General features: G+C 35.7%; 34 protein-coding genes. 1 reads left to right on the top strand and 33 read right to left on the bottom strand.

What is annotated here, in order from left to right; all coding sequences use genetic code 11:
* Positions 1–5: 5 nt before the first annotated feature.
* The 24 genes from MHI40_RS22355 to MHI40_RS22240 all read right to left on the bottom strand — a co-directional run bounded on the left by MHI40_RS22355 (position 6) and on the right by MHI40_RS22240 (position 19514).
* A complete protein-coding gene (locus MHI40_RS22355) occupies positions 6–734 on the bottom strand; it encodes a hypothetical protein (RefSeq protein WP_340765718.1) in 729 nt (242 codons plus the stop codon).
* Between the two features lie 18 nt (positions 735–752).
* A complete protein-coding gene (locus tag MHI40_RS22350) occupies positions 753–908 on the bottom strand; it encodes a hypothetical protein (RefSeq protein ID WP_340765716.1) in 156 nt (51 codons plus the stop codon).
* A 144-nt stretch (positions 909–1052) separates the two neighbouring features.
* Positions 1053–1229 (bottom strand): hypothetical protein, encoded by a 177-nt coding sequence (locus MHI40_RS22345; protein ID WP_340765714.1) that lies wholly within the window; start codon positions 1227–1229, stop codon positions 1053–1055.
* A 121-nt stretch (positions 1230–1350) separates the two neighbouring features.
* Positions 1351–1635 carry a hypothetical protein gene (locus MHI40_RS22340; RefSeq protein WP_340765713.1) on the bottom strand — a complete coding sequence of 95 codons (285 nt, stop codon included), beginning with the start codon at positions 1633–1635 and terminating at the stop codon, positions 1351–1353.
* Between the two features lie 109 nt (positions 1636–1744).
* Positions 1745–2029, bottom strand: a complete 285-nt coding sequence (locus tag MHI40_RS22335; RefSeq protein WP_340765711.1) for a hypothetical protein — start codon at positions 2027–2029, stop codon at positions 1745–1747.
* Between the two features lie 25 nt (positions 2030–2054).
* Complete coding sequence (locus tag MHI40_RS22330) at positions 2055–2828, bottom strand: helix-turn-helix domain-containing protein (protein ID WP_340765708.1); 774 nt, start codon at positions 2826–2828, stop codon at positions 2055–2057.
* A 34-nt stretch (positions 2829–2862) separates the two neighbouring features.
* Positions 2863–3711 carry a hypothetical protein gene (locus tag MHI40_RS22325; RefSeq protein WP_340765707.1) on the bottom strand — a complete coding sequence of 283 codons (849 nt, stop codon included), beginning with the start codon at positions 3709–3711 and terminating at the stop codon, positions 2863–2865.
* Positions 3712–3751: 40 nt separating this feature from the next.
* Positions 3752–5938, bottom strand: a complete 2187-nt coding sequence (locus MHI40_RS22320) for a type IA DNA topoisomerase (RefSeq protein ID WP_340765705.1) — start codon at positions 5936–5938, stop codon at positions 3752–3754.
* A complete protein-coding gene (locus MHI40_RS22315) occupies positions 5935–6120 on the bottom strand; it encodes a hypothetical protein (RefSeq protein ID WP_340765703.1) in 186 nt (61 codons plus the stop codon). The genes MHI40_RS22320 and MHI40_RS22315 overlap by 4 nt, the downstream gene beginning before the upstream one ends.
* Positions 6121–6132: 12 nt before the next feature.
* Positions 6133–6690, bottom strand: coding sequence for a metallophosphoesterase family protein (locus MHI40_RS22310; protein WP_340765701.1), 558 nt, complete (start codon positions 6688–6690; stop codon positions 6133–6135).
* 177 nt (positions 6691–6867) lie between these two features.
* Positions 6868–7182, bottom strand: coding sequence for a DUF2325 domain-containing protein (locus tag MHI40_RS22305; protein ID WP_340765700.1), 315 nt, complete (start codon positions 7180–7182; stop codon positions 6868–6870).
* An 84-nt stretch (positions 7183–7266) separates the two neighbouring features.
* Positions 7267–7845 (bottom strand): hypothetical protein, encoded by a 579-nt coding sequence (locus MHI40_RS22300; protein WP_340765698.1) that lies wholly within the window; start codon positions 7843–7845, stop codon positions 7267–7269.
* A 2-nt stretch (positions 7846–7847) separates the two neighbouring features.
* Positions 7848–8387, bottom strand: a complete 540-nt coding sequence (locus MHI40_RS22295) for a hypothetical protein (protein WP_340765696.1) — start codon at positions 8385–8387, stop codon at positions 7848–7850.
* Positions 8384–9076 (bottom strand): hypothetical protein, encoded by a 693-nt coding sequence (locus tag MHI40_RS22290; protein ID WP_340765693.1) that lies wholly within the window; start codon positions 9074–9076, stop codon positions 8384–8386. Before MHI40_RS22290 ends, MHI40_RS22295 begins: the two co-directional genes overlap by 4 nt.
* A gap of 245 nt (positions 9077–9321) precedes the next feature.
* A complete protein-coding gene (locus MHI40_RS22285; RefSeq protein WP_340765692.1) occupies positions 9322–10017 on the bottom strand; it encodes a hypothetical protein in 696 nt (231 codons plus the stop codon).
* A 71-nt stretch (positions 10018–10088) separates the two neighbouring features.
* The gene (locus MHI40_RS22280; protein ID WP_340765690.1) at positions 10089–13430 is read right to left on the bottom strand and encodes a DEAD/DEAH box helicase; all 3342 of its coding nucleotides are present in this window, start codon (positions 13428–13430) and stop codon (positions 10089–10091) included.
* A 54-nt stretch (positions 13431–13484) separates the two neighbouring features.
* Positions 13485–13667 carry a hypothetical protein gene (locus MHI40_RS22275; RefSeq protein WP_340765688.1) on the bottom strand — a complete coding sequence of 61 codons (183 nt, stop codon included), beginning with the start codon at positions 13665–13667 and terminating at the stop codon, positions 13485–13487.
* Complete coding sequence (locus tag MHI40_RS22270) at positions 13636–14541, bottom strand: ArdC family protein (protein ID WP_340765687.1); 906 nt, start codon at positions 14539–14541, stop codon at positions 13636–13638. The genes MHI40_RS22275 and MHI40_RS22270 overlap by 32 nt, the downstream gene beginning before the upstream one ends.
* A gap of 230 nt (positions 14542–14771) precedes the next feature.
* Positions 14772–15059, bottom strand: a complete 288-nt coding sequence (locus MHI40_RS22265) for a hypothetical protein (RefSeq protein WP_340765685.1) — start codon at positions 15057–15059, stop codon at positions 14772–14774.
* Positions 15060–15522: 463 nt separating this feature from the next.
* Entirely contained in the window at positions 15523–15744 is a 222-nt protein-coding gene (locus MHI40_RS22260) for a hypothetical protein (protein WP_340765684.1), read from the bottom strand.
* The gene (locus tag MHI40_RS22255; RefSeq protein ID WP_340765682.1) at positions 15737–17572 is read right to left on the bottom strand and encodes an LPD1 domain-containing protein; all 1836 of its coding nucleotides are present in this window, start codon (positions 17570–17572) and stop codon (positions 15737–15739) included. The genes MHI40_RS22260 and MHI40_RS22255 overlap by 8 nt, the downstream gene beginning before the upstream one ends.
* 93 nt (positions 17573–17665) lie before the next feature.
* A complete protein-coding gene (locus MHI40_RS22250; RefSeq protein ID WP_340765680.1) occupies positions 17666–17998 on the bottom strand; it encodes a hypothetical protein in 333 nt (110 codons plus the stop codon).
* A gap of 86 nt (positions 17999–18084) precedes the next feature.
* A complete protein-coding gene (locus MHI40_RS22245) occupies positions 18085–18294 on the bottom strand; it encodes a hypothetical protein (protein ID WP_340765678.1) in 210 nt (69 codons plus the stop codon).
* 572 nt (positions 18295–18866) lie between these two features.
* Entirely contained in the window at positions 18867–19514 is a 648-nt protein-coding gene (locus MHI40_RS22240; protein ID WP_340765677.1) for a PBECR4 domain-containing protein, read from the bottom strand.
* Between the two features lie 273 nt (positions 19515–19787).
* Between MHI40_RS22240 and MHI40_RS22235 the strand changes: the two genes are divergently transcribed.
* Positions 19788–20168 (top strand): transcriptional regulator, encoded by a 381-nt coding sequence (locus MHI40_RS22235; protein ID WP_340765674.1) that lies wholly within the window; start codon positions 19788–19790, stop codon positions 20166–20168.
* A 375-nt stretch (positions 20169–20543) separates the two neighbouring features.
* On the opposite strand, the gene MHI40_RS23470 is transcribed toward MHI40_RS22235, so the two are convergent.
* The 9 genes from MHI40_RS23470 to MHI40_RS22195 form a co-directional block, all read right to left on the bottom strand.
* The gene (locus MHI40_RS23470; RefSeq protein WP_445678348.1) at positions 20544–20639 is read right to left on the bottom strand and encodes a putative holin-like toxin; all 96 of its coding nucleotides are present in this window, start codon (positions 20637–20639) and stop codon (positions 20544–20546) included.
* Positions 20640–20972: 333 nt separating this feature from the next.
* On the bottom strand, positions 20973–21302 hold the full coding sequence (locus tag MHI40_RS22230) for a helix-turn-helix transcriptional regulator (RefSeq protein ID WP_340765672.1): 330 nt from the start codon (positions 21300–21302) through the stop codon (positions 20973–20975).
* Positions 21299–21781, bottom strand: a complete 483-nt coding sequence (locus MHI40_RS22225; RefSeq protein ID WP_340765669.1) for a hypothetical protein — start codon at positions 21779–21781, stop codon at positions 21299–21301. The genes MHI40_RS22230 and MHI40_RS22225 overlap by 4 nt, the downstream gene beginning before the upstream one ends.
* A gap of 69 nt (positions 21782–21850) precedes the next feature.
* Complete coding sequence (locus MHI40_RS22220; RefSeq protein WP_340765667.1) at positions 21851–22909, bottom strand: DUF6094 domain-containing protein; 1059 nt, start codon at positions 22907–22909, stop codon at positions 21851–21853.
* Between the two features lie 100 nt (positions 22910–23009).
* The gene (locus MHI40_RS22215; protein ID WP_340765665.1) at positions 23010–23624 is read right to left on the bottom strand and encodes a single-stranded DNA-binding protein; all 615 of its coding nucleotides are present in this window, start codon (positions 23622–23624) and stop codon (positions 23010–23012) included.
* 68 nt (positions 23625–23692) lie between these two features.
* On the bottom strand, positions 23693–24040 hold the full coding sequence (locus tag MHI40_RS22210; protein ID WP_340765663.1) for a DUF6018 family natural product bioysynthesis protein: 348 nt from the start codon (positions 24038–24040) through the stop codon (positions 23693–23695).
* Between the two features lie 268 nt (positions 24041–24308).
* On the bottom strand, positions 24309–24512 hold the full coding sequence (locus MHI40_RS22205) for a hypothetical protein (protein WP_340765661.1): 204 nt from the start codon (positions 24510–24512) through the stop codon (positions 24309–24311).
* Between the two features lie 39 nt (positions 24513–24551).
* A complete protein-coding gene (locus MHI40_RS22200) occupies positions 24552–25004 on the bottom strand; it encodes a hypothetical protein (protein ID WP_340765659.1) in 453 nt (150 codons plus the stop codon).
* Positions 25005–25424: 420 nt separating this feature from the next.
* Positions 25425–25883 carry a hypothetical protein gene (locus tag MHI40_RS22195; RefSeq protein ID WP_340765657.1) on the bottom strand — a complete coding sequence of 153 codons (459 nt, stop codon included), beginning with the start codon at positions 25881–25883 and terminating at the stop codon, positions 25425–25427.
* Positions 25884–26024 lie beyond the last annotated feature (141 nt).

Below are 26024 nucleotides of genomic sequence, written 5' to 3'. Positions count from 1 at the left end.
TCTTCCTATTGTGTTAATAAAGCAAGTTTAGACTTTGAAGGTGTTTCATATTTCACTTTAACATCCTTTTGTATGAAGTTGCCCCCACCTACACCATATAAACCGCCATGATTACTCTTATAACTGTAAACTCGATATTCCTCTCCCTTATCCAGTGTACGAACGATTGTTAAAGAACCATTACTTGCTAGTTTAACTAAATTAGTGTCTTGTAATATCGTTACCTTCCCTATTTGACCCAGTTTTAATTCGGTTTTCCCCCACATTACTTTTTCCTGTTTTACTACTTTCTTAATAAACTCCGTTGTAAAACTGTATGCCCCCCCACTTGATGGAGCCCCGTCAGTTTCTACTTTTAAAAAGTATGTACCTTTTGTTACGTTAATTGATACACTATCCTTCTCTCCAACATTTCGAAATGTATTAACTGTTAGATATGGTTTTAATGTCGTTAAGTCTGCTTTTAGAATAGATAAATAAGTTCCCATTTCCTCCGCATTTAAGTTGATCGTTAGAATACCATCCTTTTGGACGATTACTTCATAAAAGTCCGTATCATGGCGATATTCAAACATTCCATCCACTTTTGTATCCAGTAAAAATTCTTGTGCTTCTTCAACAGAAGTATTTAGGTCTTTATCAATCTCGGTATTAGCATAAGTGGATCCACCCATCCATAATCCACTTAATAGAACGCAACCTCCAAAAATAGTACTTAATAATGCCTTTTTCATTACAATTCCCCCTACACACTAATTTTCTTCTTTAATACCATTTAAATGTCGATACTCTTTTTCCAACATATAGTCGTTCATTTTTTCATAGCAACTTGCGTCATAACCACTAATAAGAGCACACAAAGATATATAGTTACTTCGCTCGTCTGCTGTTAATATTACTTCGTCCATATATGGTACCTCATTTCCAGAATATCATTTATTTGTACCTGTTTTAAATAAATATAAGACGTACATGCACGTAATTGTAATCAGATTTAAAAGTTATTTACGCTTGAAATGGACATCATGTCTCACTTAATTCTTTTCTTTTGGCTACTCAAATATTATATATAACCACCCTGGTAAAGTGAAAATCACAATGGTAAGAATACTTAATATAATCCACCCACTTTGGTCATTCCAAAAACCAGTTACGATGTTTATATATTTATCTAGGAAAACGAGTATTGTAGACTTGTTGGATTTAAACCTATCCTTTCGTGAAATCATTTTCACGTACCCCCTAAGGTGCTGCAACTATATTAGTTTTATCGGTATTCTTCTGGAGATGTGTTGAGGTTCTGGATAAATTTGAAATATTATCTACTTTGGTTTAAATTCTACACTCCCATCACAATCTAACATCCTTTATATAATCACTTAGTACGTGTTTGAGATTCATTCCTAGTAAACATAGAATTGGTAAGAACTGTGCAATAATGGCATACCATAAAGGAAAACCACCAGACCATGCAATGTATAGAATTATAAATCTACCTACTGCCCCAATTAATATAAGCATTAAACCTTTACTACGTCGCTGGGGATTTCCGGAAGAAGCAATTCTAAAGAGACCACTAATGGTAATCCAACAGGAAAACAAGTATAAAAGGATATAGATTATAGAAATAATCATTCTGTTGCTCCTTTTTCAGTAAAGATTTTATCGAATAGATAGTAGTAGTAGACTATTCCTGTAGCTATCGCTATTGAAAAAAGAAACAATATTACTGTTATCGTCATATTCATGTGGGTACGCTCCCTTTTTTAAATCTAAAAGCCATTTCAAATATCAGACAAGAGAAAAGGAATAATAGAATGCTAATATTTTGACCTGCCTCTATAAATGGTTGGTGAAAGGGTAAAACCAAATTTACCGTAGTAAAGATAGTAACCAGAAGAAATAAAGGGAACATACTCAACCATACCCCCTTCTCTAATTGTTTTTTAGGTTTGTTTAAACTCTCTGTTAGTGCTGCTCCCATCATTAAAATGCTGAATAAGAGAATAGCTAATAATAATAGTTTCATCTTTTAACTCCTAAATAAATTCTTTTTATACTTTGTAACAGTGTACTTTTGATTTTATTTCTTCTATTTCACTACTAATGATTTGTAAGATTAATGATTTCCTCTCTTGTGTCATAGGAAATAAATTGCTATCTACCATGTCGAAGAAATTCGTCATTTCATCCTGTCTTTCATGTAGGCAATTTAAACATTCGCCATTACTTAAAATTGAAGAACAGTTATCACAACTTTCGGGTGATTCATCTCCCCACAAAATCCAATTTACTGAGGTATCAGCTAAGAAAGCAATTCTTAGTAATCTTTCTCTGGGTGGTAATGCTATACCACGCAAATACGAGTTCATTGTTGATTTATTAACATTCCCTATTTTCTTTCCAAACTCTGAAATAGAAAGGTATGAACGTGAACGGATTTCTTGCAGTCTCTTAGCGACTTGCTCCTTATCAGGCTTTACTGTTATATGTAAAAATTTGCTGTCTTCCAAATCTAAGAAATTCTTCATCTCTTTTTGAATTTCTAAATTGCATTTTAAACATTCGCCATTACTTAAAATTGAAGAACAGTTGTCACAACTTTCATGTAATCTATCTCCCCATAAAATCCAATTTACAGAGGTGTCAGCTAAGAAAGCAATTCGTAGTAGTTTCTCTCTTGGTGGCAATGCTATGCCACGCAACCATGAGTTGACAGTAGATTTATTAGTATTATCTATTCTTTTTCCAAACTCCGAAATTGAGAGATTTGAGCGTGAACGAATCTCTTGCAAACGTTTGGCAACTTGTTCCTTGTCTGCCTTCATTTGTTTACCTCCTTTCCGGGCTTCCGTTAGAATTTTATAGAAATTCCAAATATCTGTTACTCTTGATAATCATCTCAGTTGCGGGTCTATCTTTATTAAACTCATTCTTCTTTAGATAACCATAGGCTAATATGTTTTTACCTACTAGTTCGGCATCCTTAAAAGTAAAGTGTTTGAAGTGTTTTTCGAACACCACGAGAGAGAAAAAACTAGCGTCTGATGCTTCGAAGTTGACGTACCATACTTTCTCTCGACGGATTACTTTATCAACGGTACCGTGGATAAAATAGGGTAAATTCATTGTCTTATTTTGCCACAATGCAATATGCGCATCTCGATTACTCCTAATCAGTTCAGAGATAGGAATTTTGGTTCCTTTTACAGAGATAATGATACTTGCAAGTAAATCAGGTTCCACATTCGTAAATAGCTTTTTAACGGCTTTAAGGGATCCGATGGATTGTGGAGTAGGATTGCTCTCTTTTAGTGATTTATCATCCAGCTCTGATTTTTCTTTTTCGGTATCATTAGGCTCTCGGTTTACCTCTTTTGGTACGAAATCAGGATCTATACTGTCCAGGTTTAAACGGACTATAAATTCTCGTATCCCTTGTTCCCTTAGCGAAGCTTGATATTCCGTTACTTTTTCTACCGTTTCAGAAAAAGATAATTTTTTAGCGAAACCACAACCTGTTTTATGAATAGATGCACCTTTACCAGAGGTCCTAAAGTGAGCCACTATTTCTTTTTCTTTCGATTCGGGGATAAAAATAATGGGAACACCACAACTTTTATCGATACAACTTAGTCGAACACCATGTAGAGTTTCTTCGTAGGCTTTTGCTGTTATAACCTTTCCATCCGTTAATAAAGCTGAATGCATGTTAAATCCTCCTTTGTACATATAATTAATTTCTATTTAATTAAGCAAAGTTGAATAGTAGTGTCTTTTTCTCTCTATCCCATACCAATTGTGCTTTAAATGGTTTCCCTGTTTTTTTACTTACGAAGTTAGAAAGTTTATCAGTTTTTCCTTGCATTAATATCTGTTGTGCAATGACTTTACTAATAGGCTGGCCACTTATTTTTTTATTAATAGCGAAAGAACATTCCGTTTGTTTGTGGTTAGAACATCCATAAAAGTTGCCTTGATCTTGGACATCACCATCACATAATAAACACTTACCTATTACTTCTTTAGTACCGTACTTTTTCTCTCTCTGTTTTTGCAACTGTTCCTGTTCTTTTATAACTTCTTCTAAGTGGGAGGATTCTAGCTGCCAATTCGGCGCATTCAACTGCAGGTCACGGATTAACTCACTGACTAATTGTTTTGAACGTTCCAAGAATGGAGCCGCATTCTTTTTCCCCGCTTTCACTTGTTCAAGGTATTGTTCCATCAACCCTGTTTCTCGAGGAGAACTTAACCAACTACCTTTGCCTAATGCATCAATCAAAATGAAGCCTTTAGCTAAGACAAAAATATTGTTTTTACGAGCTTCTATATATCTTCGATTCATTAACTGTTGAATGATATTACTTCTAGTAGCAACCGTACCTAGAGATAGTTCTGTTTTTCCTAATCCCTTTTTTTCCTCTTCTGATAAGTAAGCTGAAATATTCTCCATGATGGTAGGAAGTTGCCCTTGGGTAAATCTCTTTGGAGAAGTGGTTACTTTATCTTCCCTGATAACGTTGTTTAGTACTAAGGTTTCTTCTTCGATTAGTTCAGGTATATCCTTCATCTCTTCGTTATTAGATTCGGTTTCAGACACACAGGATTTCCACCCTTTTGTAACTAAACGCTTCTCTTTTAAAGTGAAAGGATATTCGTCATCCACTAAAATAGTGGCTTTCATGACACTATATACAGCTGCTGGATAATGTGCGGTGATTAGTCGATTAGCAATCATTTGATACATTAGCTGTTCTTCATTGGACAGTTGATTCCTATCAGGCACTTTAGTCGTTGGGATAATCGCATAATGGTCATCTGTTTTTTGCGAGTTTATATACCGTTTATCTGAACTAATATCTTGAATTGGAGCAGGTAAATGATTCTCCCCCCATCCCAGGTTACTTAAAGAATCTAAGATTTCAGGGAATGCCAGGGCTTCTTCGGGATTAACCACGGTCGGTAAAGCTCGCGGATAACTGATATATCCATTCTCATAGAGAGACTGTGCTACAGATTGGATTTGCTCCGGTGATTGTTTGGTAATCTTATTCATCTCGTTGATCAACGAAGTAAGATTGAAAAAAGGAGGCGGAGGTACTTGCTCCATTTTTTCCTCTACTGATTCTACAATTGCCTCTTTCCCCTTTAAGTAGTCGGCTAGTGCATCCGCTTGCTCTTTATCATCAAGAGGGTCCTCACTCGAATCAAACTTCGCCTGGATTAAAACACCTTGTTTTTCGAAGACTCCAGTTAATTCGTAATAAGGAGTAGGTTTAAAATTACTAATGGCACGGTCCCGTTCTACTAGAATCCTTAAAATTGGTGACTGGCATCTGCCTGCACTGTAAAGGGACTTCGCTTTGTCTGCAAGTAATAGAGAAATTGCTCGACTACTGTTTATTCCGATTAGATAATCACTAATGGAGCGGGATAATGCCGCGACGTAATAAGGATGATATTCCTCGTTTGGTCGTATATGTTGAAATGCTTTCATAACTGCGCTCTTCTCATATGAATTCAACCACACTCGTTTAACAGGTTTCTTATTCTTCATATGATAAAGGACCTCATCTACGATAAGCTGACCTTCCTGTTCGGCATCACCGAGATGGTAAATCTCTTTTACCTTAGGGTCATGAACAAACTTCTTTATATTGGCATACTCCGTTTTTCTCTCTTTGACCACTTTCAGAGGAATGACTGAATCGAGAGCAAGCGGAAGGTCTTCATATTTCCATTGTTTCCATTCGGGATTAATTTCTTCTGGAAGGCATTGTTCCATTATGTGACCGACGCACCATATAGCAAAAGCCCCATCGGGGAAATGGGGTTGTTGTGGTTTCAGATAAAGATATCCTTTTTTCTTTTCATATTGAAACGCTTCACAGATACTTTTTGCTTGTTTCGGCTTTTCAAATATTAGCAACTTCACTTATGCTCACCAACATTCAATGATTTATCAAATGAAAAATTAGTATCTTCCGCCATAAAAATAGAATGATTTTCTTTACAGGTAGAGCAGCAATACAAAGAAATCATCGCAACTTCTGTCGGTATGCTATAAAAATTACCGCAACCGATACATTGTTTTTCCGTTAAATCCGTAAATTCCATAATATGTTCCTCCTATTCTTTATCTAATTTCAAATTAGGTAACCAACTATATGGGTACACTGAATGAATAGTAGTATCTTCCACCTTCCGGATAAAAGGATCGTGTAAATGGCCGTGGAATAAATAGGTAATCCCTTTTTCAAATAAAAAGGAAGTGATTGCTTGATAGCCTCGATGTGCATCATCTAATCCCTTGTCTCCATATGAAGGATTTGAGTGCATGATGAATATATCGATATGCTGATTCTTAACTTTATTCAAAAAAGACTGCAGCTCCGCTTCTGTCCGTTGACCATGAGGTCTATCTTTATATGGCGGTACTCCCTCGAAACCTGCAAAGCTTATACCTTTAATAAGAATCGTCTTTTCATGCATATTGATTACAGAGGTACCACTGAATACTGAAGGGTGACAATGATTTCCTAGTACACCTAGTTTGATGCAATCGTACTTTCTATCAATTCGAGCCACGGCTAGTGAAGGTATATCTCCTAACAAAAGAATCACATCAGGCTGCACATCCGGTAATTCGAGAGAAGTACGAATATCTGCAAATGCTAAAATGTTCATTTACTCAACTCCTATTATTTATCTTTGCGATTATATCTGGTTCGTTTTCTGCTGGTGGCGTTATATGTACATCATTGGAAAAGGTATATACGAATAGGGATACCAATAAACAAAATAAAAATAATCCAAAGCCATTCTTCGGTCTTGGGTGTTCACCCTTTTGAAAATCTCTTATCATTACGCGACTACCTTTCCGATAGACTCTAATCCTGAAAATACTGCTCCAGATGCTCCTCTACCTTGATGGAATACTAACTGTTTATCATTTTCTTTACAAAGTTCCTTTACGACATCCATTGATACATGCCCAATTGCCCCTAGTAGTACTACGACACAATCGGCTTTCTTAATAATTGGACGGAAATCCTTTTTAACTCCACCATTTCGTGACTTTCCATTATGAAACAGAACTTCACAACCCATTTTCTTGCCGATCTGTTGATATGTATGCTCTTGACTGCCACCGATAATAGCTAATTTTGTTTTTGACATCTAACTCACTCCTAATGATTATTGTTAATATTTATAATATATCAATATTTTATATATGTAAACAATAATTATATTTTTTAATTTTCAGCTCTTTATCGGAGGTTCTAAATAGTAGCCACCATCTAAGATTAAATCAGTAATTTCCTTGATTGATTTTACGGAGGTAGTACGCATATGGATAAGGCCTTTCAACTTGCTATTTCTTAAAACCTTGTATTCGACTTCTGTGTAGTGTTCCATGACGCAAAGAATAGGAATATTTAGTTTGTAGTAATAATCCGAAATTTTTTTAAATGAATCCGTTACATTCATCGAAATGTAGAACACCAAATCAACATCTTCTTGGTTTGTTTGTTTGTTCCAGTCAGTTATTGGAAAACACGATTGAATGGCATTCGGGTAAAGAAGAGAGAGAATATCTTCCCAGGTAGATACCAAACTCTTCTGGTTATATATTAAATTTATTTTCATAAGTGTATTAAACTCCTTGTGTTCAAACCCAAAAAAAGGACGCACTCCTTTCCTTAAGCACATTAATAATGCTTTAAAGAAAGGGGTACGCCCTTTGATTTTGTGAAATATTCTTTTATTTATCATAGCAAACAACCCATAAATATTAAAGGCTATTTTACCTATATTATTAATTAATTTGAAAGCGTTCACTTTTATATAAATTGGAACGCTTTAGGAATAATCATTGCGAATGCCATCATTAGAACAGATACCATGACAAGTGCTTTAGAGCGTCGGTAAAATTCAGGATGTTCAATCAAGTTATATCCGAATCGGTATAATCCACTAGCCGCTATTGTAAGAGCCCCTAAAAAGATTGCAGAATAACTAAGTGTCAAAACGAAATCTTGTAATAACGAATCTACATCGGAAGAATCCCTAATGGATAAGACTAATATAGGACCACCCCGAAGTAGCAACATAACAAGGAATGACCAAAACATCGAATTTTGTCCGTATTTCTGCCACTGCCCATTCTTAAACAAAGCAGAGAGAATCATCACTAATGTACCTATAATAAAAATCGCTGTTAGACCAATGATTCCCCAGTAATGAATCGGTACAACAACTGCTGCTAAATCTCCTACTACATTACCTAAGAAGTCGGATGAACCATCAGCTTGAAACTCATTTTCGGGATTAATAGATGGGATGATAGAACTTGCTTGAATATAAAATGGTGTTTTTATCATATATTCATTAACTCTTTTAAGGTTTCTTGTTGAGTTATTCTTATGCTTTTTTCAATCGTATCCCATGTAAAAGCTCCATATGTAAAAGGAATTCGTACATTTAATGAAAACTGTTCTTTGGCTTCGTGGTAAGCTATTATGCCAAAATCATGCCATTGTTTCTCAATGAATTCATCTACATAGGGATTTAGAATTGTATCCATTAGATCTTCACGACTGATATTCATTTCAGCTCTGATATAAGATAGTCCTCTACTATGACCATTTACTTCGAGATTACTTATATAATCAGTGAATGGCATCAGCACGTTGAATACTTCCTCTACTGTTTCTAAGTAAGGTAGTCGTTTAGGACATTCCATTTGTAATGACAATTTAACGTGATCAGAAAGAATTTCACCTTTTTGAGAAACTTCAAACACAATCACGAAACTACAATTTAATTTGTTGATAATTGGTATGATAATTCTATTTCTAATAGAATCTAATTGGAATTCCAAATGTTTATAGTAAGACGCACTTAATGAAAAACCTTTTCTACCATCCCCGTTAGTATAGAAATTTTTTGCACCTCTTTTATATTCCATTTCAATTGTAGAAAATAATAATCCTTTCTGTATCGCTTGATCCAATACTTCATAATGACTGGTATTTGATTTATATTTCGATATTTCAGTGACATTATTCAACGTTAATCTTCCCCTTCGTGGTACTTATGTCATGCGATTTATATCTTTCGTTAGTTCTATGAACATAACAATATCAAACATATATGGTTAATTCAACATAATAATTCTCGTATTAATTATCATAAAATTCCAATTTATTTTATTTATAATAACTATGGTTCCTTCCTTCTTATTGATTTCTATAAGTTAAAAACCAATAAGAAGGAAAGAACCTAACTAATTTAGTTAGACTCAGACCTTATAAACTAGGCTACTACATGTGATTCAGTATGGAAATAGTCGTCATTTATCATTAATTCTTCCTCTATGGAAAAGTCAGAAGAATATTTTTGTAGCATATCAATTGCTAGTATGTCAATGTGATTATCTACATTTCTTTCGACAAAAATGGACAAAATGTCACCCTTGTTAATATTCCTAATAAAAGTACAATTTACCCATTCCCTTGCACTTCCATCACTGACATGTAAATAACCTTGTTCTTCTCCTACTACTTCAACAACCCAGAGTTGTTTCCCTATCACTAAATCTTTGATTCTACAATCTGCTTTAGATGCAAGTTTAGAAGATAACAAAACAGCTTGTGGTTCTAATTCATCCCAAGAAGCCATCGATAAAAGTTCTGATTCATACGATGGATCTTCTATAGGTGTTACTGATTCTAGATAATTATTCTCCATACAATCTTCCATTTCATTTGTTCCGGAAAGAAACTGTTGAAAGAATTGTTCTTGTTCGGCCGTTAATACAGAAGCTGTATATTCGTTTTGCCTAACAGATTCCTGGTTCCCCACTGAAACTACAGAACGAGGGAGTCCCCAAAGTGGTAATGGCTCCTCTGCAGACACCTTTTGTTTTGTCAAAAAGTAATATAAACTTTCTCCTAAAGTCATAAAAAACATTATTCCTTGTGTAAGTAAACTTTCTATAATTAATAGCATATGCTCCGTCCTCTCTTGATTGGAAACTCTTGCGAACCTATACATCCATACAAGAGTTCCCTATAGTATTATTAAGCGAATAAATCAAAAGCAAGTTGATTTTCTGAAACAACTTTTTTATTTGATTTTTTAACTTTCTTTTTCTCTACATCCTTGATAGAAATAATGACCGGTGAAGTATCCTGTTCTGTTGGTTTAGAATCTATATGCTCTCGCTCTCCAATTTGTGGTTTGGATAGGTGATACAATATAGCGCCATCAGAAACGAATTTTCTATCGAAGCCAATTCCTTCTACGATATCCACTGCTAATACATTCCCTTTCCATTCAAAGCCTGGAATAAGATTGTTCTCAATGTTTTGAGTAAGAATAGATTTATCGCGAAGTAAGATCTCTTTTGTACTAACACCTTTTATTCCCGCCTCTACCCATTGTTCAAATTGTTGGATTAAGGTTAGTTTCTCTCGTTTTTTACCCATGTTTGCAAGGAGTTCTCTTGCTCGGTCTGAACTTTGAGCGATCCAATCTTCAGCTGAGCCTTTCATAACTGCTCCACCTTTTTTTACACTCTGAATAAGCATAGATTGCAAATCTCCCTCGTCTCCAAGCATCGCGCTTAAACCGTCAGAAGATACCTCGCCGTTTATTGCTGCTGTCGCCCGATTCTTCATAGCAATGATCTCCGCCATTTTTTCTTGAAAAGTACCACTATAGGCTAAGTAGAATAAACGACACTCTTGTGACTGCCCGATGCGCCATGCCCGTCTAGCACTCTGGTTAATAGTAAAGAGGCTCCAGGAGAACTGATAATAAATTAACGTAGGTGTACATAGGAGGTCTAGTCCAACTTTCACTAATTCCTGAGACACTATACAAACATCGTATCCTTCCTGCTCCATCTTTTTCTTTAACCATTCACTTCTTGCATTGGTTTTCGTAGTGGAGGTATCTAAAATACATACCTTTGCTCCAATTTCCTCTAGCTTTTGCTTCAAGCGAGGACGTAGGTCTCTTCCTGCAACAGAGGAACCAGTATCTCGTACATATACTATCGACTTTCTACCTTCTTCCATTTCTCCCGCCACAATTTCTTGTAGTTTCTTCTCTTTTGGAAGCGTACAATCTTCATTTAAGTGAGTGGCACTCCAAATTAGTTCACGGTCACCATCACTTGTTTTAAAGGTTGCATCTGGGAATTGAAAAGGGTTATCGACATATGCGATACCGTAATCCGTCATTTGCATATAGAGCTTATATCCATCGTCTCTTGCATCAATTTCGTGTTCAAAACTGGAAATCATTCCACGGTAGTGTTTTTCCAAGTCCTCTGACATAGGAACAAATATAGTCGGAGTATCTACAAGTTCAACTGGATCTGGCCAAACATCTTTCAAGCGTACGTTAATAACGTTATGCACCATGTACTTCCCAAAAATAAAAGGAGAAATACCAGGCAACACTTTTTTACTTGTTCGACGGTTACCACCACGAGAATTTGTATTGGAATATTCCATATCCTCTCCTATTGAAGTAACAACGGTTTCTTCCACATTCCCATATTCTTCGTTAAAACGACTAACTTCTGAGAATTTGAACCCACTTTTGACCATGTCGTGTGGAAACATTCTCCATAGTAAGTAGTAGATATCTTCAGCCTTGCCACCAAACAGTGTACCTGTACCAGCTACTACCTTTTTGGAAGACTGTACTAGTGCTCCCAAACTGTTACCCTGGGCAGTACTTCCCGATTTCAGCAAATGTACTTCATCTACAATAGAAATATCGAAAAAGGATTTCATCTTTCTTCGAATATATTCAATGGCAGCGACACGTCTAGGCATTCCAGTCGCAGTAGGATGCTTTTCTTGTTCCGATTGAATTTGAGCATACAATCGAGGATTCTCTTGATGAATTGAATGCATTACACGTTTTTCATGCTTTGCCCATTCTTTAAATGAATCATAGCGATGTAATACGGATTTGGTCCATAAAGAGTCTCCACAATGAAAACAAAATGCGTTGGCTGGTTTTACTCCGTTATGCAGTCTTCGGGAATCTCCAAATTCTGTAGCGTCCATGTTATGAGTAATCGGTGTTTCAATCTCATACCCATCCTTATCTATCTCTGTTGTTATATCCTCTATCGTTTGGTGTGGTTTACCACAGCTAGTACAATAATAGCCATTTCGATAAGGGGTTAACTCATTTATTCGTTGAAGCGTTGTCTTTTTATAGCGATGGTTAACTGCAGGTACGATTCGACTATCATTCCGCATAGTAGAAAAACTAATAATAAAATACGTTGGGACCGTCGGTTTTCGTTTACCGTCTGCTAACCAGGCTTGATGATACGCAATCAATTGCTCCGTTTTCTCGATTACATGCACGTTAGCATGAGGAATTAATTCCTTGATTTCATCAGGCCATTTAGATGTTAGGGAAGGGGGACACATCAAACATGCGAAATACCCTTTCTTACCTTTCATAGCGTGATATCCATCTGCTATAGCTGTCATGATGCTAGATTTCCCTGTACTCATTTCGCCCTGTATAATTACCGATTTTTGACTTAATAGTCGTTTGCTTACTGCGGTAGCTGTATGCCCTTGAACCGGAAACAATTCGCGTGGATAACTATTAAAGTGTTCCAATGAATCATGTTCCAAAGGATTATGAGAGGGAGTAACTGTCTCTGATAACTTTTTCACCATGCCTTCGTTGTGTTCTAGTAGATAAGACGTTAAATCGTCTATGGCTTCTAGCGATTCTCCGCTACCATCTTTAGGAAAGGAAATTTGTCCTTCCTGTAACAAACGCTCTATGAATAGATCCGCTTGTTCCTCCGTCAAGTTAATAGAGAAAAGTGAAAGCCCATTAGGAAATAGTTCCTTATCAGCATATAACTCATGTTCTACTAGGTGCTCACAACGAATCAGTTCCGACAAGACGATTTCTTCCCACTCAGGTAAGATATGAAGTCCGTATTGAGCACCACCAAGCAATTGAGCAATATCTTTCGCTGGATTGCCTTGAAAAGATAATACGTAATCACTATTGTTCAATACACTTTCGTGAACAATGGCAATAGCTTTACGAGTACGACTCAATGTCATTGCGAACTTCTCATACTTCCCTTTATCGCAACCTAATGACTTTTCTCGGTGGAAGATAAAATCTGTGGTCCCTTTTTTTCCGTAACCCATTGAGATGCCGCCTTGTGAACCTACGTCAATCGCACCCTTAATCGATTGCAATGCAGAGTCACTTCCACTAACTATAGTGACTAGTAACTTGTCATATTGACGTTCTGTTTTTTCGTAAGCAAGTGCATAGCAAAACACTTCATGCCATGCATCTTTCAAACGAACTTGCAGCATTTTCGGGTTATCTTCTGTCTCTTGTAAATAATTCATCTATAAAAGCCTCCATTTTTCGTATTAAAAAAAGCAATTCAAAAACAACAATGTTCACTCATGTGAGTATTTGTTGAATAATTGAAATGCTTCTGCCTCTGTTTTAGCAAAGCCTAATAATATGTGGCCTGCTAATACTTTTATTAAGTCGTCTCCGGATCCGTTAGGATGTTTGCCCAGAGGAATTAACTGTAGTTCTCCGATATTACGCACTGATTTGGTTTGAAGTGAATTCATTACTCGTTACCTCCTTCATTGGAATTGCAGTTGCAACTCGCTCAAAGTCGGCAATAAGACTATTAGCAGTCTTCTGAATGATTTCCCCGTATTTACGTAAGGATTCTCCATTATCACTAGACCAACCACGAACATACTCGAATGAGTAATCACTGGTGTCTAATCCAAAATAGGAACAGATAATAAAAGCAACACCTTCCGCAACACTTTCCATTTCCTCTTTACTCGTTTTTGCATGGGTATGACAATGAACACGACTATGCACAAGTTCATGTACCGCTGTTTTGGCACGATGATTAATGGATAAATGGTCTCCAATCATAATTTCATGAGTAGAAGGACGATAATAACCATTTGAACCATTCGCAAAACCAATATGCAGAGGACAATCATCTTCTTCTGCAAGTAGCTTGACCCATTCAAATATACGAATTGCTTCATCAGACTCGCCATCAAGGGTTAGTGCGTGGGCATCTATAGATAGTGGTTCTCCTTCAGTTTGTGATACATCAAAAACTGAAACTCCTATAAATCCAACTTTCTTCTTTTCAACTTCCCCTGTGATTTCATCCTTCTCCAGTTTAAAACGGGGAGCAAGAATACGAATTGCTTTTTCTCCTTTTTTCACGAACCGGTTTAACTCTTTCCATCTGTTGAAGGAAGCGATATACCTTGCATTCGGACATTGTTGTGCAATCAGCATGATGTTATTAAATGAATAATCGTACATCAACGCTTGCATCTGCAAGATAGCTTTGTATTTTTCTGGTTCATAAGAAAAATGTAATACACCATCTTCCAGCTGTTGCATTAATCCCTCCACTTGTTCTTTTTTTTCTGTTGCAGTTCGACGAGTAAATGATTTTTTCGTCATGTGCAAAACACCCTTTCTAAAAGTTTTTACCATTTCTCTAAAAGAGAACGCAAAAAAGCCCTTAGACTGATATGTTCACATAGTAAAATAAAAAAATTACTATGAAACGCAATCAGCCCAAAGGCTTATTAATTGTTCATCACCGCAGAATCGCTCGAAAGAGAGGATTTGCATTAAAAAAGTTAGATAAAATAGTATGGATTTATTATACATCATGGTTATAGAAATTTCTATATAGAAATGCATTCTGCCATTAAGTCCTTGGAAAGCGAGTAATTCGATAATGGTGAAAAGTGTAATCCATTAATGGAAAATCCTCGCTGAATACAATCTACTACCTCATTCATTCCATCCTCTACAGAAGTAACGTTTCCAATAGTTCGTGCCATACGCAAATCGTGATTCAGTACCACTATCTCCACATCGGGTAGTGCATCCTTCCTGTATTGATTAATCACTAACCCAAATTCACAACCATTTACTTCATCTAAACATAAGTACTCAATCTCTTCTCTCATCTACTATCTCTCCTCTTTTCGAAAAATTCCGACTAAACAAAAAAGCTCCTTGAAACCAACGCACAGTTGCGTGGCTCCAAAGAGCTTAATAGTTTAGTCCTAGCAGATACCTAAAACGTATCGCTTTTAATAAAATTAGTATACCATTCTCCCTAGAAAATGAAAAGCCATATTTCGACTTATTTCCCTCTTTATAAAATTCTCAGCTAGTTTGATATATTAAGTATACCAGTTGGGAATACGCGTAACCTTGAATTACAGGGTACATGTACTTCCTCCCAATCACCTTCAAACACTTCTTCTAGCTCCACCTCCTCCTTGTCACACCACTTTTTACAAGTTTCGCAATAATATTCGTACATCATTAATTCCTCCATATAATCTCGTGTTCATTCAAAATGTTTTTAATAGATTGTTAATGAAGGGAGTAAGATACTTTAGTACCTCAACTCCACTCAAACGATTAATCTATTACTCGTCTATTGTGCTTATCCCACACTGTACCGTTATAACTTACACGACCAATACGGACACCGTTGATCTCTACATAGCTATTGTCCCAGTCCCAGGTACTTCCTCGTAACCACTCAAAATGATTGTGAAGTGAATATACATAATCCTTCACTTCTTGATAGGAATTTAAGAGTACATTTACCTTTAGACTAGGGATTATAAGATTAATCAAAGGATAGTCCTCCTTTGGATAGAACAGAACGTATGGTATCAATAAAGTTAGCCATGGCTACATGAATAACTTCTCTTTCTGTCCCTTCTGGATAAACACTACCGATTGCACCACAAACCAAATAATCATTTCTCCACTTTAATTGTTTTAATTCCTCAGCTACATAACTCTCGAAAGCTCTTGCAGTCATCTCTACATCTGAACTCCAATATTTAGAAACGACTCCCTTATCCATATTGATGGAGTTTTGATAAAAAGCTGTGCGATTTGTAGTGTAAGGAATAGATTTCACTAATTCTCCCGTTTGTTTAAAATGGTATTCGGATAAAGCTTCAGCATGACTACGGATAAAAGACACTCGTTTTTTTGCTATTTTCTTTACCATTTCCTCTTTATATTTCTCGGATACACACCCATTTAGCCTGCGTTCATTCATTCGGTCAAACTCACGAATTTCCACATCCATAAAAGCCTGTAAATTACCTCTTACAGCTTGGTACATATCGATGAAGGGTTGATATACCGTATAGGATTTTTTCGCTCCAGATACATCAATATAGGCCGTTGTAGTTCCTTCTTTGATTGTCTTTAGCAACGTCCCCATAGCTGATTGAGCTTCTTGTAGTGCTGCTCCTTCTGTACCTTTGGATAGAAAACCAATCTTCCCATTCTCGAAATGATGACTCGCATTGTATAAATAGCTATCAAGTGCGTGATACCATTCGTGCGCGAGGATACCTAAAGAGCCATTCACTTTCGTCAAATTAATTACTTGTCGTGAAGCTTCGTAATGTCCTAAAGCCGAACCACTACCACGCGAACCAAATGCCATTGCCAATGTTCCATCTAAGCTAACTGCTTTATGAGGTATCGTAAGAATTTCAGATAAGTCCACATATGCTTCAGCTGCATTCCGTAAATGAAACGCTGCCTTGTGGTCCTCAACATAATTTCCAAATTCGACCGAGCGGAAATTAAAATGAGCTCCAAACTCTTCCGGAGTAGAAAATTGAATTGAGGAACCAGCATCTCTTACAGGATCTTCTGGTATATCTCTTTTCCATATAACCTCTTTAGCTTTCGTGGTTTTAGCAACTTTCGGTTTATTAGTTGGTATGACTTTTTCCCAATCCTCTTCAAATATGACTCTGTTTAATGCGGTCTCACGAGATTTCGGTTTGAAGAAATAGTTCATAAAAGCGCCTCTAAACTCTTGGTCTCTGATTGCTAAGGAATCAGCTAGGTCCTTCAACATCCAATATCCCCGTTCCTGATATTTTAGGTTTCCTACACAAGTAATCCTCTTTGCAGTATGCTCAGCGGAATAGAGAGCAGTAATATACTTCTCAAAAGCAAAATATTCATCTTTCGTTTTGATTCCTTGCAAGCCTGCACTCAATATAAGAAGTGTTCGTGCGTATTTTTCACGAGCAACCGGTGAGTCAGCAGATTCTTTGGGAATTCGGTTAATGAACAATTGAATTGCTTTCGCAACACCTGGTTCTACCCCTACCTCTTTGCAGCTGGCTAAAGAAAACCATGAAAAGAAGGTAGGGCGTTTTAAAACCTCAGCTGCTACTCGTACATCTGTTTTTTCCATCTCATGTAATAGCTCTAGACTAGGTTTCTCTAGAAAATTGATGCGAATAGCTGAAATATCTTTTTTAGCCATGCCTATTTTCTCTCCAACATCATACGAAACGAAATTTCCTTTCTGCTTTTCACTTCGAATATCCGGTATTACAGAAGTTCCTACCGTCTCGCTGTTTGTTCCTGTATTCACAAATGCCTCTAATGTCTCCCAAAATGTAATCTGGTTTGGTTGCATATGCTTTGCTCTCCCTTTTTTGTGTAATAAAAAGAGAGACTCCATCCTATAAATAGAATGAAATCTCTTTTGATTTAGTCTCTAACTTTTCTATTAACTAAATGGATTGACCTTCTTTACCACCTTATATATGGTGTATTGAACGGTATGTCTACCACCTAAACATTCAGCAAACTCCTCTGTTTCTAAAAATGCAGTATCTCTAAGAGCTAATATACCTTCATCATTATCTGGTCCCGGACCAAATCCCATAAGATCAAATAATTTTACGAATTTGGTTAATTCATTCTTAGTGTCCTCCATATTCGACATTTGTTCACAAGCTTGTCCAGGTATCCAAACTGTCTTATGAATACCTATAATACTTATAGCAAGTAGAACAGTAACTACAGCTGCGAATTTCCACCATTTATTAAACGTTCTCATATTCTTGCCACCTCATTGTCCCCAATAATAACATTCATTACCTGTAGATAAATAATCTCTTCGCTTCAATTACTGTTAGTAATCAATTAATTGATCTCTTCCATTTTCAAAACTTCCAATTTACCGTTGTTTAAAGCAATAGCAAGGCGATACATCTGGTCAAATACAGGACCGATTATTTCATAGATGAAGCCTTGCTTTGGACAATGTTCAATGTACTTTCCCTCTTGTTTTAATAATTGTAAAAATTTCTCCTTTTGTGCATTCATTCTTCCTTGTAGAGTTTGTTGGCTCATACAAAACACCCTTCCTCAAAGCTTATTTTTTAACTGTTCCTTTAAAAGAGAACGCAAAAAAGCCTTTGAGCAGATTGGTAGTTTTATAGCATGAAAATAAAAATATGCTATAGTTCTCAATCGGCCCAAAGGCTTATTAATTGTTCGTCACCGCAGAATCACTCGAAAAGTGAGGATTTGCATTAAAAAAGTAAAAAGAATAGTTATACTTTTAGTTTAGCAAACCATAAGTAAATTGTAAATATTTTATACATTTATTTTCATTTGTTAGAACTTTTTCATATGGGGTATAATAAATAAAACAGACCATTGTATTTTTATGGTCTGTAGCATACACTATTAGGCAAGATCCTTTTAGGGTTTTCCATTGACAGACCTACTGTCCTGTATTACCCTATGAAGAGTATTATTTTTGAAATAGGTGGATGGGCACCATAACAACTTGAAATCTTTTCCGGACTACGTGAGCCGGACGTTGGCGAGCAACATAAAAACTCGAAACTTTATCTGGACTACGTGAGCCAGACGTTGGCAAGCAACATAAAAACCCATACTTGAAAAGTAGATGCCATTTATACGGCATCTACTTTTTCTATTTCTTTGTTTTTTTCATGCTCCATAAACTCCAGTTCTAAGCGATGTGCTCGATAACTCTCTGTTTCATGGTAAATATGAATTCCTTCCGTTCTACTTTTGGAATAAATACAATCAACCATATAACTTGGTTTTAGGAAATCTCCTTTCGTTGTTCTTAAATCAAGAAGAGATACAGGAATATGCTTATCGCTACGTTTTCCTTCTGGTTTAAGTGCAAGAGCAAAAATTTGTCGGCTACTTCTTAGTGTTTTGGCTGCTCCAAATTTAGAAAAAGTAACTTGTTTATCTACTATTCTTATACTAGATGTTAATATTTCGTTCAAACACTCTATTACCCTTAACTTCAACACGGTAGTTCCATCTCGCTTGGGAATCAAATGTTCAGCAGAAATCTTATTATCTTCAACCAAACTATAAAAATGGTTAGGTGAAACTTTCTTTTTTAGTTTCGGATCATAATACTCAACTCCGCATAAATGCATAAATTCTTGTTTTTTCGCTTTTAATACTATCTCTTTGTAAACACCATCAGCTTTATACACATAATGAATTTCTTTGTTTACAAATTGTTTGTATGCTTCTAACCCTAATTTAATCTTTTTGACCATCGTTATTTTATCCATAATTTTCTCTCACACCTCCCCTATTACTAACTCTTGAACAATAAACGCTTCCCCTATGACTGAAGTGATTATATAGAGTTCTATCCAGCTTGTAAACTATTATCTTCGATTATTTTCTATATTTTAAAAGTTTCGTATACTTTTCGCAAAAAACAAGTATTTATCCCTATTTTTAGCAAACAAAAAATCGCTAGGTTGCGAGTAGCTCAAGACAACTAAGGAATTTTTACAACTCCTTTGCATATATTAGTTAAAAATCTAAGGGAGAAAAATATGAGTGAAAAAAAAAGAAAAGATAGCTGGACTGCAGAAGAAGATAATCTACTTTACGAGTTAATCTTTAAGAAGATCGAACGAGGAGAAACACAATTATCGGGATTTGAAGAGGCAGGCATCGTACTTGGTCGTAGTAAGCAGGCTTGTGCATTCAGATGGAATAAATACCTTCGACCATTCCATCTTCAAAGAGTAGTACCTCCCCAAGAAACACCAACTACATCATCTGAACAAAACTATCTACAATTGGCAATGGAAAGTTATGATGAAATGAAACAGTCGTATGTCCAAATGTCTCAGGAATATAACTTACTAAAAAATGATTATGAGCAATTAGTAAATTGGGTTAAGCAAGGAATAGCAAAAATTGAAAAGTAATGATATTTTTATTTGGCATTAAACATTCACCGTAAACCATAAGTATTCAATAATAAAGCATAAGCTTTCCATCCTCACCACTAGCGGAAAACTTATGCTTTATTTTACTTTAGGAAGATTTATGATTGATTAATATAGATAATACTATAAAGAACTTGTATTAGTTATCGTAATAGCACAACTACGCTTTATGTCATACTTAATTACTTGAAAGTGTGCTTTTAGATGTTATAATTAAGGTAGAAATTGATTATATTAAAAAGAACGCTCGGTGTTGTAGCACCAAACGTTCTTGCAATAAAATAGATCGCTTCAAATGCGATCAGCACAGTGGTTTAGGTAAACCGTCCTTATGCTTGGGAGCTCAGGGACGGTTTACTTTTTTTGTGAAAAAGTATATGACAAAGCCAAAATAGCCACTATCAGCGAAGAAAAGCCAATTATGAGACTAAAAGCTTGAAAAACTGTCATAAGCATCATCTCCTTCCCCCTCCACGAGTGTAGAAGTTAATGGAAAAAAAGATGTGCCAATCGCCCTGAAACTCTATTTTATTACTCTATAATTATACCATACATACTTTCCTCACACGTTAATTCTCCATAAAAAAAGAAGGTTTTTGCCCTCTTCTTTCCATGTTTCATATCACTCATTTAACCTGTTTTACACATAAATTGAATACATATTTCTGGTATTGGCAACCGTTTCTCAAGTCTGTGCTATACATTGATTTTCTCCTCTATAAAAAGTAAACAAAAAATGAAGCAGCTAGAGAATACCTCCGCTACTTCATTTATTTACCACTATTAATATGCGTAAGCTACTGTTGCTAATTCTGTTCGTTTTGAAAATTGAAGAACATATTGAGCGACATCAATCGGAGTCATATTTAAAGCACGGAAAATCTTATCGTATGTATCCGTACTTAAATTGTATGAACCACCTTCAGCTCTTGCAATTGTTTTTAGACTCACATTTGCTAATTTTGCTAGTTCACTTTGTGTGTGATCTAACTCCATTCTTTTGGCAAATATTATATTTCCATAAATGGCCGCTGTGCTAAGAAATAGTTCATGAAGTTCAGGATGTGTTTTTAGTAGTTCAGTTGAATCTAACAAGTTACGTCCTTTTTTCATAAATCATCATCCTCCAAATATTTAGTTGGTTCTTTTATTACCTCTGCATACATCTGATAACTTAGATTTCTCATATGATCAGTTTCATCTAAATCTGGCTCCAATGTTTTTATAAAAGCTTTAGTAAATACATAATATGATTCCCCTTTGTGTAGAATTGGGAAAAAGAGCAATCGTAAATGTTCATTATGACTGATTCCGTAACGCAATTCATAAATTGGAACTACACCTAAAGGCTTTACCAATTGATATTTTTTGGTTCTTGGAAATCCATTAACCATTATATCTAACTGCGTTCTTTCTCGACAAAGTGTTTTTAAGTTAGCTAAAGACAATTTATTGAACGCTAATTGGAGAAAAGTATAATGAATCATATCATTTTGATTAGTTTTTGATGCAAATAAGAGAGCATCTAGATATTCTCCCACGGAATCAATATCATTTTCATCGGTTATGGTTATTATATGATGTTTTATCATGCGCTTAATGTATCATATATTACTCATGTTGTCTAACAATATAAGTAATATATGACCTTCCCTCCTCCATTATACTAACTTTTTCACTTTTCCATTTGGCAAAATCGCTTTGACGGAAACGCTTCTCTTTGTACGTTTTTTCGTTATAATGGAATGCTCCGTCTTTTCCTCTATGACCTCATGAGAGACTATTTCCATACCCTGTACGGCATGTAAAGTATTACCTTCACCAATAATGCCATTTACTGCACCAGAAGCAAGGAGCAAGGCCATTTGACCTTGTGCAACATTTATAAGAGGTTGTCCACCTAACTCTAGTTGCTTTGGTTTGGTACGCTCAATAAAAGCATGAAAACCTTTATTTGATTGAATAAGGTCTATAAATTCAGATTTGTTCTCCATACGTGAATAAAAAGTATTTATATCGGTTTTCGTTCCTTTTACAACCCACGTTTTATGCAGCTTCAGTTTGTCTAATTGCATAACATTGATTTCCACATAAGATTCATCATCCATCTGCAAAAGGAAGTTATAAAGTTTTTCGTTTAATTCCTTATTGTCCGACTTTCTCTTCTTTCCAATAAAGATACACTGTCGAAAATCAGGGTAATCTTCATCGGTAAAGCGAGTTATCGCAATATCTTCAAAATACGAAGAAAGAAATCTTGCTATCTTCTTATCTGCGTATCTGTAGGAAGGAATAACGTACATTAAAACTCCACCTGTTGTTAGGTAACGAGTACCTCGAACTAACTCTGTATATTCTTTTCGCTCTGTTTTTTCATCACCATGCCCTAGCATCGTATTGTCGTACGGGGGATTGAGATAGACCATTCCCAGTGCATCATTGGATATAACCATGGACTCAATTGGAGCCTGTACTACTTTATCGAGTACCGTACTAGCTAGTTTAGCTCGTGTTTTATCCAACTCTACCCCGTATGTTTTAACAGTGAACGAACGTTCCTCTCTTGCCTCGGTTAGTTGTTTTAGGATTAAACCTTCTCCACAAGTAGGATCTAATACAGATGTATCTTGTTCAAACGTCAATACATCTCGTAAATATTCCCCTTGTCTTGGTGGTGTGGCAAAAAATCCAGCTTTTATCTTATTTCCAATTTGGCTCATAATAAATTCCTCTCAATCTCTATTATTTAAAAATAAAAGAGTCTCCGCAAAAGCAGACACTCTAGTATTTTCTATAGTTATATCTCTCATCCTATTAACTTCAGAAGGGCAGATCGTCGTCCGACACTTCTATTGGTCCATTAGGATATGGTTGGTAATTAGAATTTCCTTGTTGCCCGTTTTGAGAAAATCCACCTTGTTGTCCTCCGTAACCACCACCATTAACACCTGCTCCTACCATCTCTCGATTTTGTTGAAAAGATGGTTGTTGCTGTTGTTGATTATATGATGGTTGCTGTTGTTGCTGTTGTTGCTGTTGATTATAAGTTGGTTGCTGCTGTTGTTGAGTATTCGGTTGATTTGTTTGCCCTTGCTGTCCAGTCGGCTGATTATCTTTCTTCGGCTCTAAGAACTGTACAGAATCGGCAATAACTTCCGACACATAAACTCGCTTACCATCTTGACCCTCATAATGTCTTGTTTGTAAACTGCCTTCAACACCTGCTAAATGACCTTTTTTCAGGAAATTTGCAGCGTTTTCAGCTTGTTTTCTCCAAACAACACAATTGATGAAGTCCGTTTCTTTTTCCCCCTGTTGGTTACTAAATTTACGATTTACAGCTAATGTGAAATTGGCAACTGCTACACCACTTGGAGTGTATTTCAGTTCCGGATCTTTTGTAAGTCGTCCAACCAATGTGATATTGTTTATCATAATAAAGCTCTCCTTTTAACTGGCCTCTTTTTAGGCTCTCAGTTATTGTTTTTATACAAACATTTCTCTCAATCTTCTACTAAGAAAAAGTAATCAACGAAACGTTTAAACATAGATGGTTTAGCAGCATGAGAAGTAGCTGATCCGATAGACCAATTTTTATCTCCTGCCATTCTCCAAATAATACGTTCATCTTGAAATTGTTCTACCATGTTATGAACCAAAGCTACAGCTTCTTTACGAGCAACATTCTTGTCGCTGGCTTTTAAACTGTAATATCTGATTTTCCCATCTGGAGAACGCATTTCTAATCGGAAGTTTCGACAATCTGAAACAATAGTTCCTCCGAAAACCTCACGATATACTTTTTCCATTGTTGTTTCTTGTAATGCTGTTCCTCCAATACTTCTAGTCATAAAACTAAACACCCTTTCTCAAAGTTTTTACTGATTTTCCTCTCGGAGAATACAAAAAAAGCCTTTGAAAAGTTTACTCAAATAGCAAAAAAGCACAATGCTATTATTCATAAACAGTCCAAAGACTTATTAATATTCATCACCGCAGAATCACTCAAAAGAGGATTTGCAAAAAAATATAGAAAAATTAGTATGTATATATTATAAATCGAACTTTTAGCGAAGTCAACGACCACATTTACCTGAGAATAAAAAAAGCTCTATCTCCTCATACGTGAGATAGAGCTTCATTCTTTTTTAGTTCTCTGTGCTCGAAACGAATACGTTCTTTTGCTTGAGACAAAATACGTTGAGCGCGCCATCCATAATATTTAACCATTATCCATGTTTGAGCAACTTGTATCTTCTTCATAAAATAATTATACTTTGCTCTTTCCTCGTTATTCAATAACTCCTTTAAAGTCGTAGTCATTGTAAACTCTCCTTTTATTCCACTTATTAAGGGTATTTTTTAGCCTTCTGTATCCTCTTCATTCAAGATGTCTTCTAACGTTGTATCGGCTTCTGATGATGCCTTTTCCGTTTCATACTCCTTGCTAATGTCCAGACCTAATTTCTTAGACAATGTAATCAGTATCTTGTCACCAAAATAACCACCAAGTACCGCTAAAATACAACTGATGCTATTTAATTTAACACCAACATCAATTGTTGGGCTTTCCCACGGGATATACTGGGGAGCCATACTCATGGTAACACCTACGATGCCAAGCATACATACCTTGCTCAACAACCATACAAAAAATACTATCCTACCAAGATAAGGCATGGATATGAATCGATTCCATACGCTTGTAAAGGACAATGTTTCTATTTTTGTTAACTCCAATTTGCTAATGGATACTGCAATGGCCACAACAATAGTGATCAATGCATAAATCACAAAAACATTACTTACTATCATTTTATTCACCTCCAATTAAATAGTCAAATTACCGCTCCCCAAAAAACTGAAAATTCCATCTTTCCGTACACACATAAATTTTTCCACAAAAAAAAGCCTCTGGACAAATTTGTTTTCACATAGCAAATAAATGCTAGATCACAAAAATGCCCAAAGGCGAATAGTTGTTCATCACCGCAGAATCACTCATAATAAGAGGATTTGCACTAAAAAAGAAAGGAAAAAGATATGTATAAAGTATAACTTACAGCGGTAAAAAAGAAAAGATGTTGTAGCCCAATTTACATAGTATCTGTAGGTTTAAAATAAAGTTTGATCCAAAAGTTCTCGCTAACACGCATTTGCTTTAAATAAAATAAACCCGTTTTGAAAAAAAGTTTGTTCAAGATGTGTTTATCCTTTATGAAGTTTTAAATTTTTTTATAAAAAAGTTTGTTCATTTTTCTGCAAGTCTTCACCTATTACATATATTGCTGCACGATTACCAACAGTCTTTTTAGGTTTTCCGTTTGCTAACAAAACTTGTCGAATATGAATAAAAGGTTCAATCTGACCAACATATTTTCCATTAAATTCCTTGCCAATTTTTGCTTTAATTATACTCGGTTTCCCGAAATATACCATACCAATATCCTTATAGGTATCTGATGCTTCGTTTAAGTCGAATTCTTTTCCATTTTTTTGCGATTTAACAAAATCTCCTACTTCTTTAAAAATGATTTTTCTTAATTCTGAATTAGATAAGGAGGTATCTGGAATTAATCCATAATGATTGTTTAACAAATCATTAACTAATGTACTAACGTTAACTCCAAGCTGCTTAGCTTCATTAGTAAGACTATTTTCCAATTCAGGGCTAGGATAAAATTGTATCCTCATTTTAAACAACTCCTTAGTGTATTTCTAATGGCGGTTGGTGAGTGGTGACTACTACACTCATTATAAATACGTCGAAGACATCCGTCAACCTTATTTCAAACAAAAAAAGGGTGAGAACTTAGCCATTCTTCGAATCTATTT

It is taken from the genome of Psychrobacillus sp. FSL H8-0510, assembly GCF_038008345.1.
In the GTDB taxonomy this organism is placed as follows: domain Bacteria; phylum Bacillota; class Bacilli; order Bacillales_A; family Planococcaceae; genus Psychrobacillus; species Psychrobacillus psychrotolerans.
This window is presented reverse-complemented; position numbering and strand designations above follow the sequence as displayed.